The organism is Roseburia sp. AM23-20, from assembly GCF_003470905.1.
GTDB classification, from domain to species: domain Bacteria; phylum Bacillota; class Clostridia; order Lachnospirales; family Lachnospiraceae; genus Roseburia; species Roseburia rectibacter.
Window position 1 is genome coordinate 56,612 of sequence record NZ_QRHS01000011.1, and the last position, 15,161, is coordinate 71,772.

Here is a 15,161-nt window from a genome sequence, read left to right on the forward strand (position 1 = left end):
GACTAATTGTGGTTTGGGTGTGAGTTGAGTTCCCCGGCTAAGGGTGGCATCGCAGGTTCTCGATTGGCAAATTGCATCAAGCCGGGAGTGTTTTGTTCCGTTGTCCGAAAATAAGAAAGTCTAAGTATGCCTGATTTAGTTTTATGCCGGAATGACGTGTGCGTCCTAAATGTGCCGTCCGGGCACATTAAGTCTTGTGCTGCCGTCCGTGGCAGCACAACACTGTATTGTGAACAGGCATACAAAGACTTTCTAATTTTCTCCCAAAGTCACAAAGCGGATCCCGGCTTGATGCGATTTGCCAGCCACTAAGTTGTGAACCACCTTTCGCCGGGGAACTCATTTTACAACTTTGGCGGGTGTAAATTTTTAGTGTTTTGTGTCTGAATCTGATAAAAAAATATTTCCAAATAACTATGTTTAATAGATTATTATTGGCTTGATAATACTGGAAAAACCTCAATGTATCCCGTTATGCCTATGTTTATTGCCATACACATTTGAAAAAAATATTCTGTGTTATTTGGTCTGGCATTTTACGAAATAATTCATGTAATACAATGTAGCATATAAAAATTCTGGGAAGTTATTAAGCTGAATATCAATGATACAGCACATTAGGATTTTAAGTATATTTCCATTTGTGCAAATGTCAAAAATTCAAACCCGCGCCCCCAGTTTTGAGATGAACCGCCCACCCAAATGGTGTTCATAACCTGACGGCTGGCATCTTGCGCAAAGCCGAAGTAATTTTGTGACTTTGGGAGAAAATTAGAAAATCTATCTCAATCTGATAATGGTCAGATTGAGATTGTGTGTCTGTAGATACACAGTGATGTTCTGCCACGGATGGCAGAACAAGGCTTCATCGAGTCATGGATGACTCGTTGTTGCCGTTCACGTCACTCCGCGAAAATCTAACTCAGGCACACTTAGACTTTTCTTCTTTTCGTACAACGGAACCAAAATTAACTCTGGCTTTGCGCAAGATGTCACTCACAGACCTACAACACACCATTTGGGCGGGCGATTTATTTCATAAACAAACCATCATTTGTTGGATAATGAACTAAAAAACTTAACGTGAAAGGGGAGCAAATATGACGCTGGAAGAATGTTACAAGGAGATGGGCGCAGATTTACAGGAGGTCTTACGGCGGCTCAAGACGGAGGAGAGGATCGGAAAATTTTTAAAACTGATCCTGACGGATACAAATTATGAGTCGCTGTGTAAGGAACTGGAAGAAAAGGATTATGAGCAGGCGTTTACACATGTACATAATTTAAAGGGACTTGCGATGAATCTGGGACTGACGCCGCTTCTCATTCCGGCACAGGAGTTATGCGAAGAACTTAGGGATGGCGAACCGGAAAGGGAGCTTAAACCGCTTTTGGATGAGGTGGCGGCGGCTTATCAGAAAGTCCTTGGTATTGTCGAAAGACTTGACTGAGATAACAGTGTGAAAAGCTGGAATTTTGGCTGATTCTTTGAAATGAGTTATTCGGAAATGGAGAACAGTATCAAAGGTAAAGATGCATTTTTGAATCTCTGACATATGATAAAACAGAAGGTTTTATGTCTGAGGTAGAAAAAAGTGCAGGTAATTCTTTTGATCATAGCTGTCAGTGTGGATGTCTTTGTGGCGTGTGTGGCGTGTGGGAGTGAGCAGATAAAGATCGGATCTGTGGCAGCGTTATGCATCAGCACGGTCTGCAGTGGAATATTAGGGATATCACTTTATGCGGGGATGGCGTTACAGGGGATACTTTTAAAAAAATATGCAATATATTTAAGTTTTTTCGGACTGCTTGCAGTGGGAATTTTTAAGCTGACAGAGTATGCGATCAGAAAATATATTGAGCGTCATAAGTTCCTCTGTAAGAAAGTCAAAATCTCTTTTTCACAGCTCAGTTTTATTCTGAGTATCTACAACAATCCGGTAATGGCAGACCGCGACCATTCGGCGACCATGTCGTGTGTGGAGGCTGTATTTTTTGCACTTGCAATGTCACTGGATGGGATGTTTGGAGGGCTGGGTGCAGGATTTGGCGGAAAGTATATTTTTCTTACGGTGCTTGGAAGTTTTGTCGTCAGTTTCTGTGCAGTACTTTGCGGATGCAGGATTGGCATGCAGGCATCTAAGCGGTGGAAAGCCGATGTATCGTGGCTTGGAGGCGTGTTGTTTGTAATCCTTGCGTTTCAGAAGATGATATAAGACGCCGGCTGCCCATTGCTGCGGGAAAATCAGGAAAGCCTGTTACTATGTATGTCTTGCATGACATTTTGGTAATAAAATTTTCCTGCGTGTGGGCAGCACATACTGCCGCTTTCTGTGGATTTGGAAATAATGTATAAATATACATAAATACGCATAAAATCTTGGTACTATTTGTTTTTGGAAAAAGGTTGAAAAAAGTCTTATGATATGATACACTTTTTACAATTTAAGAAAAAGACTATAGGTACTAATAAGGGAAAGTTCAGTCAGGGGACTGTCTGGATGGAAAAAGAAGAAAAACGGCGACGTTTTTTTTTTTGGAAAAAAGGTGAAAGGACAGGGAAACGAATGAAAGCTCATTTAATACTCGAAGATGGGAATGTATTTACCGGAACAAGTATAGGTTCTACTAGGGAAGTCATCAGTGAGATCGTATTTAATACGTCGATGACAGGTTATCTGGAGGTTCTGACTGATCCGTCATATGCGGGACAGGCGGTTGTTATGACTTATCCGCTGATCGGAAATTATGGAATCACACCGGATATGGAGTCAGGCAGACCATGGCCGGACGGATATATTGTAAGGGAGTTATCAAGGATGCCGAGTAACTTCCGTGAGGAGGGAACAATTCAGGATTTCCTTACGAAATATGATATTCCTGGTATTGCAGGGATCGACACCCGCGCACTGACAAAGATCCTTCGTGAGAAGGGAACCATGAATGGTATGATCACCACGAATGATAACTATAATATAGAAGAAATTATTCCCAGATTAAAAGAATACACGACAGGTAATGTTGTGGACAAAGTTACCTGCAGTGAAAAACGAGTATTAAAAGGAAAAGGCAAGCGTGTTGCCTTGCTTGACCTTGGAGCAAAAAATAATATTGCCCAGTCTTTAAATAAACGCGGCTGTGAAGTGACGATCTATCCGGCGCATACCACAGCAGAAGAGATTCTTGCATCGAATCCGGATGGAATCATGCTTAGCAACGGACCTGGAGATCCAAAGGAGTGCAAAGAGATCATTGCTGAGATTAAAAAATTATATGATTCCGATACTCCGATCTTTGCAATCTGTTTAGGACATCAGCTTATGGCACTTGCAACCGGAGCTGATACACATAAGATGAAATACGGACACCGTGGCGGCAACCATCCGGTAAAAGATTTAGAAACCGGAAGAGTATATATTTCCTCCCAGAATCACGGTTATGTGGTAGATACGGATACACTTGATCCAAAGATCGCGAAACCGGCATTTGTGAATGTAAACGATGGAACCAATGAGGGACTTTCCTATGTAGGCAAAAACATTTTTACCGTACAGTTCCATCCGGAAGCGTGTCCGGGACCACAGGATTCTGCATACTTGTTTGATCGTTTTATTTCGATGATGTAGAAAAATTCTTACGTTATTGTTTAACAAATTTTAGGAGGAAGAATTAATGCCAAGAAATCATGACATAAAAAAAGTTTTAGTAATTGGTTCCGGCCCGATCGTAATTGGACAGGCTGCAGAGTTTGACTATGCAGGTACACAGGCATGCCGCTCATTGAAAGAAGAGGGTGTTGAGGTTGTGCTGGTAAACTCAAACCCGGCGACGATCATGACAGATAAAGATATCGCAGATCAGGTTTATATTGAGCCGCTTACGGTATCTGTTTTAGAGAAGATCATTGCAAAAGAAAAACCGGACAGCGTATTGCCAACTTTAGGTGGACAGGCAGGCTTAAACCTTGGTATGGAGTTAGAGGAAAAAGGCATCCTTGAAAAATATAATGTCAGACTGATCGGTACAACTGCAGAGACGATTTTTAAGGCTGAGGATCGTCAGGCATTCAAAGATACCATGGAAAAGATCGGTGAGCCTTGTGCAGCATCCCAGGTCGTACACAACGTACAAGATGGTATCAAGTTTACCAATACCATTGGTTATCCGGTCGTACTTCGTCCGGCATATACGCTTGGCGGAAGCGGCGGTGGTATCGCACATAACGAGACCGAGCTGGTTGAGATCTTAACAAACGGTCTGCGTCTTTCCCGTGTCGGAGAGGTATTGGTAGAGCGTTGTATCGCAGGATGGAAAGAGATCGAGTATGAGGTAATGCGTGATGCGAACGGCAACTGTATCACCGTATGTAACATGGAAAATATCGATCCGGTCGGTGTACATACCGGTGATTCCATCGTTGTTGCACCTTCCCAGACACTTGGCGATAAGGAATACCAGATGCTCCGTACATCTGCATTAAATATTATTTCCGAGTTAAATATCACCGGAGGATGTAACGTACAGTATGCATTGAATCCGGACAGCTTTGAGTACTGCGTCATCGAGGTTAACCCGCGTGTATCCCGTTCTTCTGCACTTGCATCCAAAGCAACCGGATACCCGATCGCAAAAGTTGCTGCAAAGATCGCATTAGGTTACACCTTAGATGAGATCAAAAATGCAATTACCGGAAAAACTTATGCAAGTTTCGAGCCGATGCTTGACTACTGTGTTGTAAAGATTCCGAGACTTCCGTTTGACAAATTCATCACGGCAAAGAGAACACTTACCACACAGATGAAGGCGACCGGAGAGGTCATGAGTATCTGCAACAACTTTGAGGGCGCATTGATGAAAGCAATCCGTTCCTTAGAGCAGCACGTAGACAGCTTAATGTCTTATGACTTTACAGGACTTTCTGATAAAGAGTTAAACGAGCAGCTTCATGTGGTGGATGACCGCCGTATCTGGGTGATCGCAGAGGCACTCCGCAGAGGCGAAAGTTATGATGAGATCCATGAGATCACAAAGATTGACCGCTGGTTTATTGATAAACTTGCCATCTTAGTTGAGATGGAAAATCAGTTAAAGAATGAGCCTTTAACTGTAGAGTTATTAAAAGAAGCAAAACGTATCGAATTCCCGGACAGTGTTATTGCAAAACTGACCGGAAAGACCGAAAAAGAAATCCATGATATGCGTTATGAAAATGGCATCGTGGCAGCATTCAAGATGGTAGATACCTGTGCCGCAGAGTTTGAGGCATCCACACCGTACTACTATTCCGTATTCGGAAGTGAGAACGAAGCCATCGAAACCAATCCAAAGAAAAAGGTACTGGTACTTGGCTCCGGTCCGATCCGTATCGGACAGGGTATCGAGTTTGATTACTGCTCCGTACACTGTACATGGGCATTTGCAAAAGAGGGATGGGAGACCGTCATCATCAACAACAACCCGGAGACCGTTTCCACTGACTTTGATATTGCAGACAAACTTTATTTTGAACCTTTAACACCGGAAGATGTAGAGAGCATCGTAAAACTGGAAAAACCGGACGGAGCTGTCGTACAGTTTGGTGGACAGACCGCGATCAAATTAACCGAGAGTCTGATGAAGATGGGTGTTAAGATCCTTGGTACAAAAGCAGAGGATGTCGATGCGGCAGAGGATCGTGAGCTTTTCGATGAGATCTTAGAGAAAACACAGATTCCGAGAGCAGCAGGTGGAACCGTGTTTACTGCAGAGGAAGCGAAAGAAGTTGCAAACCGTCTCGGTTATCCGGTACTGGTAAGACCTTCTTACGTACTTGGTGGACAGGGTATGAAGATCGCATTTAATGATGATGAGATCGAAGAATTTATCGGCATCATCAACCGTATTGCACAGGATCACCCGATCCTTGTAGATAAATATTTACAGGGAAAAGAGATCGAAGTCGATGCAGTCTGTGATGGAACGGATATCCTGATCCCTGGTATCATGGAGCACATCGAGCGTACCGGTGTACACTCCGGAGACAGTATTTCTGTTTACCCGGCACCGACGATCAGTGACCATGTCAAAGAGACGATCGTTGAGTATACCAAACGTCTTGCACAGGCACTGCATGTAATCGGACTGATCAATATCCAGTTTATCGCCATGGACGAGCAGGTGTATGTCATCGAAGTAAACCCGCGTTCTTCGAGAACTGTGCCATACATCAGCAAAGTTACCGGTATTCCGATCGTTGATCTTGCAACGAAAGTAATTATCGGTGATACGATCCGTGGACTTGGATATGAGCCGGGACTTGCACCGACCGCAGATTACATTGCAATCAAGATGCCGGTATTCTCCTTCGAGAAACTGCGTGGTGCTGAGATCTCCTTAGGACCGGAGATGAAATCAACCGGTGAGTGCCTTGGTATTGCAAAGACCTTTAACGAGGCTCTCTACAAAGCATTCCTCGGTGCAGGTGTGACTTTACCGAAGTACAAACAGATGATCATGACAGTAAAAGATGCAGATAAACCGGAAGCAGTCGGTGTTGCAAAACGTTTTGAAGCACTTGGCTACAAGATTTACGCAACGAGAAGCACCGCAAAATATTTACAGGAGCACGGCGTCAATGCACTTCGTGTCAACAAGATCTCTCAGGAGTCACCGAACGTTATGGACTTAATCTTAGGACATAAGATCGACCTTGTCATTGACACACCGACACAGGGAAATGGTGATAAGACCAGAGACGGATTCCTGATCCGGAGAAATGCAATCGAGACAGGTGTTTACTGTATCACGGCAATGGATACGGCAAATGCGTTAGCACGTAGCTTAGAGACTGCGACCGATGATCTGACACCGGTGGATATTGCTACCGTAAAGAATCTGTAATTTTTTAATTCATAGGAAATTACGTCCTATGAATTAAAAAGCCCTCCGGGCAGGAGCGCACTGCGTCGGAGTGGAATTATGTCGCTGGAGCGACCCGCCGCAGGCGGAGAATCCTGCAAAGCAGGATTCTTTCTTGATTCATAGGAAATTATGTCCTATGAATCAAAAAGCCCTCCGGGCGGGATGCGGCATCTCGCGGAGAAGAAGTTAGCAGTAAACAGCATCGCTCGAGCGCGAAAGAGTCGCAAGCGACTCTTTGTTCTAATAATAAATAATGGAACTGACAAAAGACAGCACAAATCCTTAGGGAAATGTGCTGTTTTATGATACAATATTTGTACTATAGAACAATATACAGGTGAGTAAGAAGCAATGTCAGAAAGGAAATAGAATTGCCTGTGCCGGCAATTTTACATAAAATATGATCATACAGGAGCGGAATCCGGGGGAGACCGGAAGAGATTATGCATACAGAGTTATGCGTTATAATATTGTATACAGGGAATTAAAGCCCGGTACGATGCTGAGCGAAAAAGAGATCGCAGATCAGCTTGGACTGTCAAGAACACCGGTGCGCGAAGCATTTATTGAACTTGCCAAGACAGGGATCATTGAAGTCCTGCCGCAGCGCGGCAGCCGTGTCGCTTATATTGATTATGCGATGGTGGAGGAAGCGGATTTTGTGCGTATGGCACTTGAAAAAGCAGTTGTGGAGCTTGTCTGTGGTATGCGGACGGAGGATGATTTAAAAGAACTGCGAGAAAATGTAATGCTTCAGGAATTTTATCTTAAAAATCCAGATCATATCCGTCTGTTAGAACTGGATAATGATTTTCATAAGAAATTATTTCAGATAGCCGGGAAAATGCAGGCATATACCATGATGGAGGGGATCTGTGTCCATTTTGACCGGGTGCGTGATTTAAGTATCGGTGTAGTGAAAGATCTGAAAGTTGTGGATGATCACAAAAAGATATTAGAAGCGATTGAAGCACAGGATGCCAGGCAGGCAGCAGAGATCCTTACGCATCACCTGCAGCGTTTCCGTTTAGAGGAAGATGCAATCCGCGAAGTTTATCCGGAATATTTTGAAAAATGAAAAGATACACCCACTGGAATATTCTGTGAAATATAGAAAAAATTTTACACCAACTAGTATACTAGTAGACAAGATGAAAAAAGATATGTTATGATTCAGATAACAAAAATAACAGATGGTACAGGATCATTATGGGGATTCAAAAAGGAGGATTTCATATGAAGATGACATTTCGCTGGTTTGGAGAAAACAGTGACTCAGTAAAATTAAGCCAGATCAAACAGATTCCGGGGATGACCGGGGTTATGGGATTTTTGGATTACAAGGCAGCAGGAGAAGTCTGGACAAAAGAAGAGATCAAAGATTATATTGACGGGATTCATAAAGCCGGATTAGAGTGTGAAGTGATCGAGAGTGTCAATGTCCATGAGGATATCAAGATCGGTCTGCCGACAAGGGACAAATATATTGAAAATTATAAGACAACGATCCGCAATCTTGCCGAATACGGAGTAAAAGTCATCGTTTATAATTTTATGCCGGTATTTGACTGGCTGCGTACAGATCTTGCGCGTGTGATTCCGGAGGACGGATCAAACAGCTTATATTTTGATGAAAAGGATCTCGGAACGATGGGACCGGTTGAAATCGTGAAAAAGACTGCCGCAGATTGTAACGGTTTTTCATTGCCGGGATGGGAGCCGGAGCGTCTGGCAGAGTTAGAGACTACTTTAAAACATTATGAGGGAATGACAGGTGATATGCTGCGGGAGAATTTCAAATATTTTCTGGATGCGATCATCCCGGTCTGCGAGGAGTGTGGCGTTGTGATGGCATGCCATCCGGATGATCCGGCATGGGATATCTTTGGACTGCCACGTATCGCACACAGTCAGGATGATTATGACCGTATCGTAAAACTGCATGATTCACCGGCAAATACAGTATGTTTATGCACTGGTTCCCTTGGATCAGATCCTGCAAATGATATTCCTTCGATCATCCGGCATTTTGGTGAGATGAACCGTATCGGCTGTATGCATATCCGTAATATCAAGCATTTGGGATATCATAATTTTCGCGAGAGCAGCCATCTTTCTTCGGATGGAAGTCTGGATATGTATGAGATCGTAAAAGCAGTTTACGAGACATGCCCAGATACCTATATCAGACCGGATCACGGAAGAATGATATGGGATGAGACAGGAAGACCTGGATATGGATTATATGACCGTGCACTTGGAGTTACATACTTAAATGGTCTTTGGGAAGCAATTGACAAAGCTGCCAGAAAGAACTAAAGCAAAATAGTTATAAAAGAGAAGGGAGAATAAAATGCTTCAGTTAAATTTAGAGGGAATCAAAGATAAAAGCGCATGGCAGGAAAGAAATGTAAAACTGCCGGAATTTGATGTACAGGCAATGATGGCAGAAACGAAAAATAATCCGGTATGGGTACACTTTGGTGCCGGAAACATTTTTCGGGGGTTTATTGCGGCATTGCAGCAGTCCCTGTTAAATCAGGGGCTTGAGAAGAGCGGAATTATAGCAGCTGATACATTTGATTACGATATCATAGATCAGATCTACCGCCCGCATGATAACATGACGCTGATGGTAAGTCTACTTCCGGATGGAACCATGAAAAAAGAAGTGATCGCTTCGATCGGGGCAGGACTTCGTGCCGGCACGGAATTTCCGGAAGATATGGAACAGTTAAAAGCGGTTTTTCGTAATCCATCCTTACAGATGGTTTCGTTTACGATCACAGAAAAAGGATATGCCTTAAAAAACATAGAGGGCGCATATCTGCCGGTTGTACAGCAGGATTTTGAAAATGGACCGGAAAAATGTTCACATGCAATGAGCAAAGTGACAGCACTTCTACTGGAGCGGTTTTTAAGTGGTGGTACGCCGGTTGCCGTTGTCAGTATGGATAACTGTTCACACAATGGAGAAAAATTAAAGACCAGCGTTCTGACCGTCGTAGAGGAATGGGAAAAACGAGGCTTTGTAACAAAAGAATTTGCAGACTGGGTAAATAATGAAGAAAAAGTGTCATTTCCATGGACAATGATCGACAAGATCACGCCGCGTCCGGCAAAAGTGGTGGAAGATGCCCTAAAGGAACTTGAAATTGGAGAAATGGCACCTGTCATTACCGGAAAAAATACATATATCGCACCATTTGTCAATGCAGAGGAACCACAGTATCTGGTTGTGGAAGACCGTTTCCCGAACGGCAGACCTGCGCTTGAAAAAGCAGGTGTATATATGACAGACCGCGATACGGTCAATGATACCGAGCGTATGAAAGTGACGACATGTTTAAATCCGCTTCACACAGCACTTGCAGTATATGGATGTATGCTTGGTTATGAGAGCATTGCTGCTGAAATGAAAGATACAGAGTTAAAGAAATTAGTAGAACTGATCGGCAAAAAAGAAGGTATGCCTGTAGTTACAGATCCTAAGATCTTAAGTCCGGAGAAGTTTTTAGATGAGGTGCTGACCAAACGTCTCCCAAATCCGTTTATTCCGGATACTCCACAGAGAATTGCAACTGACACGAGTCAGAAACTTGCGATCCGCTTTGGAGAGACGATCAAAAGCTACTGTAAAGCAGGAAAAGATTTAAACGAACTGACAGGAATCCCGCTTGTGATTGCTGGATGGCTCCGTTACCTTCTTGCAGTAGATGATGCAGGAAAAGAGTTTACACCAAGCAGTGATCCAATGCTTTCGGTTATGCAGGAGAAACTGAAAGATGTCCATTTATCAGATCCGGACAGTGCAGATGGAAAACTTTCTGACATTTTAACAAATGATACTTTATTTGGATGTGATCTTTATGAGGCAGGAATTGCGGAAAAAGTAATAAAAATGTTTAAAGAGATGTTAGAAGGACCGGGTGCAGTACGGAAGGTGCTGAAAAAATATCTCTAGTTCATCAGAAAAAAGACATGACAGTGATCGGAAATCCTGCCATGTCTTTCTTTTTTATCGTAATGGAATATTTGCGGAGTGCGTATTCTATTATTAACGAAGTTTCATTTTTTTGCGTGTCTTTTTTTGTGTCAGTGATTTTTCTGTGCCGGCATTCTGTGGGATCACGGAAGCACTGCTCATTAAAGCACTTGCGGCTTTCTGTTCCAGCTCACTTTGCTTGTGCTGGGCAATCTGAAGTTTAACCTTGCGGAAACGGTCTGCCGTTTCTTTGATATAGGCATCAGAGACAAATTGTTTGACAGAATCTTTGTCTAAAGCGATGCGGTTGTCCATAGTTTTCATGATATCTGTGATCTTTAAAGATTTACTGATCACCGGGTCACTTAAATCGTATATCATGTTTGTGGAAAACTTCAGTACCATCGGATGAAGAAAATCAGCCGGATTCTCTGCAAGCACAAGGGCTTTTTCTCCATCGGAAAGATCAACACATGCACCGGTCGGAAGAATATGGATACATTCTGCTAAAGCGGAAAGTACGAGCGGATTGTAGGTGGCTTTATCCTTTTTCAGACGTCCCATGGCAGCAATTTCTGAAATTGGCGGTTTGTTAATGTTCATTGCGGTCAGATGGTCAAATTCGTCCGCTACTGCTAAAATATCGACGAGAAGACGGATATTGTCTGCCGGTTCTTTGACTTTTAAAGTACGGCTGTTTTTAAAAATGATCTGCTGGATGATATCAAGCGTATGTACCGGGAATTTATAATCACCACGGTCCGGGCGGAGCGTTTCATAACCGCGCTCTAAGTTGAGCTGGATAAAATCCTTATCTGCTGTTGTAAGGTCATCCCCCTTGTCTAACACTGTCTGTGGTACATACAGATAACCAAAATCGTAGAGAAGCGCAGCTGTGATAAGGGCTGTCTGTTCTGCAGCAGGCAGATGCATCTGATTTGTGATCATCGCACAGAGAATGCCGACACTGATGGAATGTTTGTAAACAAAATCTGCAGAACTTCGCAGGTTTTGTGCAAAATTTAATTTGTGATCAAGACTGCCGTAATGTGTCTGGATGTCCCGGACGAGATCGCTCAGCGAAACAGGTGCCTGATTGGCCTGCAGACGATCCATATTTTCTTTTAGTTTAAAAACATATATCGTCTGGAACTGTTCGAATTCAAGATCCTCTCTGGAAAGAGGCGGTACCGGCTCTGCCGGCTCAAGAATAAAAATACCGATCAGACCAAAGTTTTCGATACTGTTAATACCCTGCATGGTTAAAAGTGTGTCTCTTTCATAAAGAAGAACACCCATCTTATTGTAGATTGGTTTTGCAAGTCTCATGCCGGGTTTTAAATCTGCTGTTTTTACAAATTGCATAGGTAAATCCTCCCCCTGTGATGATTATCAGGCTTTTTTATACCATATCCAGACACCAGATGCCTGAATATTCCCCCAATAATGGTATGTGAAAAAATTAATATTCATATTGTGCTTTACATGCTATAATACCATATTAATAGAAGAAATACAATGAACGAAAAATACAACAGCAGCCGAAAGGTTACTGTTCAGCCGAAAGGAACAGCATGAGACACAATTTTTTGAGAAGAATCCTGGGAGGAATACTGACCGGCTGCATGCTTGTTACGGCAACTGTCCATGCAGGAACGACACAGAAAGATATTGATAAGGCAAAAGACCAGATCACAGACCTTAAGAAACAGAAAGAAGATGCGAAAGATCAGGTGGACAGCCTGACCAATGAAAAACAGGGGTTGGAGAGCGACCTTAGCGGACTGAATGGACAGTTAAATACGATCACTTCCGATATGAACCAGTTAGAGCAGCAGGCAGCACAGAAAGAGGACGAGATCAATACGGCGGCGGAAGATCTGAAACGTTCCGAGGAACGATCAGCAGAGCAGTATGAAGATATGAAAGTGCGCATTCAGTATATTTATGAAAATGGCAATCAGTCTGTATGGGACATGCTTATTCATGCGTCCTCCATCGCAGAATTTTTAAATCAGGCGGAATATACAAGTGCAATCAATCAGTACGACAGAAATATGCTTACGGCATATCAGGAGCTCACGGAGCAGATCAAAGAACAGAAAAAGGAACTCGAGAAGCAGAAGGAAGAACTGACTGTATTACAGCAGGAAAAACAGAAAGAGCAGGAAAAAGTCAACAGCCTGATCGAGGATACGCAGAAGAAGATACAGGAATCCAGCGAGAAAATTGAAGATGCACAGTCCGATGTGGAGTCGATCGATGCAAAGATCAAGAAAATGATCGAATACGAAAAGCAGCTTGAGATACAGAAGGCAAAAGAGGATGCTGCGCGCCTTGCAGCCATCAAAAAGCAGGAACAGGAAAACAGGTCGAATGTGACATACGCACCGGCACAGAGCGATGCGTATCTGTTAGCTGCCATCATCCAGTGTGAGGCATGGGGCGAGCCATATGATGGAAAACTTGCGGTGGGCAGCGTGATCATGAACCGTGTCAGAAGTTCCTATTTTCCGAATACAGTTTCCGGTGTGATTTATCAGGGAGGGCAGTTCTCTCCGGTTGCCAGCGGTCGTCTTGCATACCGTCTGGAGCAGGGAGTTGCTTCCGATTGTATGAGTGCAGCACAGGCGGTGCTGGGTGGAACGAGCACAACAAATTGTCTGTATTTTCGTGTGAATAACGGCATAATAGAAGGAACAGTTATAGGTAATCATGTGTTTTATTAAACAAAATGATAAAATGATAAAAATTTAACAAAAAACCCTGCAAAATGGAGCAAAAAGGATGTGGAAAATTGTTTACAAAGATGAAAAATAAAGAAAGCTATTGCAATTAATTGTGAAATATGTTAGCATAAGAAAGTACAAGAAATGCAGAAAAATAGCTGATTTACATAGTAATGAGCTTTTTAAATTGAAAAGAAAAAAAGATAAATTTCAACCAAAAGTTTGAATTTATTTTTTTAAAAAAGATTGTTAAAAAATTAACAGCATTTTTCGGCAAAATGAAAGAGAAAGAAACAAATTCTCTGCAAATGCAGAGCTTTGTGTTAAATTGAAAGGAGAATTCAAAATGGCAAAGAAAGTAGTTTTAGCAGGTGCTTGCCGTACCGCAATCGGTAAAATGGGTGGAGCATTAAGCAATACTCCAGCAGCAGACTTAGGTGCAATCGTTATCAAAGAGGCTTTAAGAAGAGCAAACGTTAAACCGGAGATGGTTGACGAGGTAAAAATGGGTTGTGTAATCCAGGCAGCTCAGGGTCAGAACGTTGCACGTCAGGCAGCAATCAAAGCAGGACTGCCAATCGAAGTTCCGGCAATCACGATCAACGTTGTTTGTGGTTCTGGTTTAAAATGTGTCAATGATGCAGCTACCATGATCATGGCAGGTGAGGCTGATATCGTTGTTGCAGGTGGTATGGAAAACATGTCTATGGCACCATATGCTATGACAAAAGCTCGTTTTGGATATCGTATGAACAATGCAACGATCATCGATACAATGGTAAATGATGCATTAACAGATGCATTCAACCACTATCATATGATGATCACTGCAGAGAACGTATGTGATAAATATGGCATTACAAGAGAAGAACTTGACGAGTTCTCAGCAAACAGCCAGCAGAAATGTGAAAAAGCAATCGCTGAAGGCAAATTTGATGATGAGATCGTTCCGGTTCCTGTTAAAGTGAAAAAAGAGATCGTTGATTTCGTGAAAGATGAGGGACCACGTGCCGGTACAACTGCTGAGTCTTTAGCAAAATTAAAATGCTGCTCTGGTAAAGAGGGCGGACTTGTTACAGCAGGTAACGCTTCCGGTATCAACGATGGTGCAGCAGCAATCGTTGTTATGAGCGAAGAGAAAGCAAAAGAACTTGGTGTTACACCAATGGCTACATGGGTAGCAGGTGCTCTTGGCGGAGTTGAGCCAGAGATCATGGGTGTTGGTCCTGTTGCTTCTACAAGAAAAGTATTAGCTAAAACAGGTTTATCCATTGATGATATGGACTTGATCGAAGCAAACGAAGCATTCGCAGCTCAGTCTATCGCAGTAGCAAGAGATCTGAAATTCGATATGTCAAAAGTAAACGTAAACGGTGGTGCAATCGCATTAGGACACCCGGTAGGTGCTTCCGGATGCCGTATCCTTGTTACATTACTGCATGAGATGCAGAAGAGAGACGCTAAGAGAGGTCTTGCTACACTTTGCATCGGCGGTGGTATGGGATGCTCTACAATCGTTGAGAGATAATAGTTTTTTATAGTAATTC

The 15,161-nt window shown here is 42.9% G+C and carries 10 protein-coding genes; 9 read left to right on the forward strand and 1 reads right to left on the reverse strand.

Annotated features, from left to right (window positions below):
• The first annotated feature begins 1,100 nt into the window (after window positions 1-1,100).
• From DW650_RS10140 to DW650_RS10175, 7 genes are all read left to right on the forward strand, one after another.
• Entirely contained in the window at window positions 1,101-1,451 is a 351-nt protein-coding gene (locus DW650_RS10140; protein WP_118209832.1) for an Hpt domain-containing protein, read from the forward strand.
• 144 nt (window positions 1,452-1,595) lie between these two features.
• On the forward strand, window positions 1,596-2,216 hold the full coding sequence (locus DW650_RS10145) for a manganese efflux pump (RefSeq protein WP_117922278.1): 621 nt from the start codon (window positions 1,596-1,598) through the stop codon (window positions 2,214-2,216).
• Window positions 2,217-2,567: 351 nt separating this feature from the next.
• Complete coding sequence (locus tag DW650_RS10150) at window positions 2,568-3,626, forward strand: carbamoyl phosphate synthase small subunit (protein ID WP_117922282.1); 1,059 nt, start codon at window positions 2,568-2,570, stop codon at window positions 3,624-3,626.
• Window positions 3,627-3,672: 46 nt separating this feature from the next.
• Entirely contained in the window at window positions 3,673-6,879 is a 3,207-nt protein-coding gene (gene carB, locus DW650_RS10155; RefSeq protein ID WP_118209833.1) for a carbamoyl-phosphate synthase large subunit, read from the forward strand.
• A gap of 421 nt (window positions 6,880-7,300) precedes the next feature.
• Window positions 7,301-7,978, forward strand: coding sequence for a GntR family transcriptional regulator (locus DW650_RS10165; RefSeq protein WP_117922276.1), 678 nt, complete (start codon window positions 7,301-7,303; stop codon window positions 7,976-7,978).
• Between the two features lie 158 nt (window positions 7,979-8,136).
• The gene (uxuA, locus tag DW650_RS10170; RefSeq protein ID WP_118209834.1) at window positions 8,137-9,219 is read left to right on the forward strand and encodes a mannonate dehydratase; all 1,083 of its coding nucleotides are present in this window, start codon (window positions 8,137-8,139) and stop codon (window positions 9,217-9,219) included.
• A gap of 34 nt (window positions 9,220-9,253) precedes the next feature.
• Window positions 9,254-10,864, forward strand: a complete 1,611-nt coding sequence (locus tag DW650_RS10175) for a mannitol dehydrogenase family protein (protein ID WP_118209835.1) — start codon at window positions 9,254-9,256, stop codon at window positions 10,862-10,864.
• 93 nt (window positions 10,865-10,957) lie between these two features.
• Here the strand turns inward: DW650_RS10175 and DW650_RS10180 are convergent, their stop codons facing one another.
• A complete protein-coding gene (locus DW650_RS10180; RefSeq protein ID WP_117922274.1) occupies window positions 10,958-12,250 on the reverse strand; it encodes an HD-GYP domain-containing protein in 1,293 nt (430 codons plus the stop codon).
• A 224-nt stretch (window positions 12,251-12,474) separates the two neighbouring features.
• Here DW650_RS10180 and DW650_RS10185 point away from each other — a divergent pair, with 224 nt between their 5' ends.
• Both DW650_RS10185 and DW650_RS10195 read left to right on the forward strand, forming a co-directional pair.
• Window positions 12,475-13,614, forward strand: coding sequence for a cell wall hydrolase (locus tag DW650_RS10185; protein ID WP_241070780.1), 1,140 nt, complete (start codon window positions 12,475-12,477; stop codon window positions 13,612-13,614).
• 346 nt (window positions 13,615-13,960) lie between these two features.
• A complete protein-coding gene (locus DW650_RS10195) occupies window positions 13,961-15,142 on the forward strand; it encodes an acetyl-CoA C-acetyltransferase (RefSeq protein WP_015560964.1) in 1,182 nt (393 codons plus the stop codon).
• The last annotated feature ends 19 nt before the right edge of the window (window positions 15,143-15,161 follow it).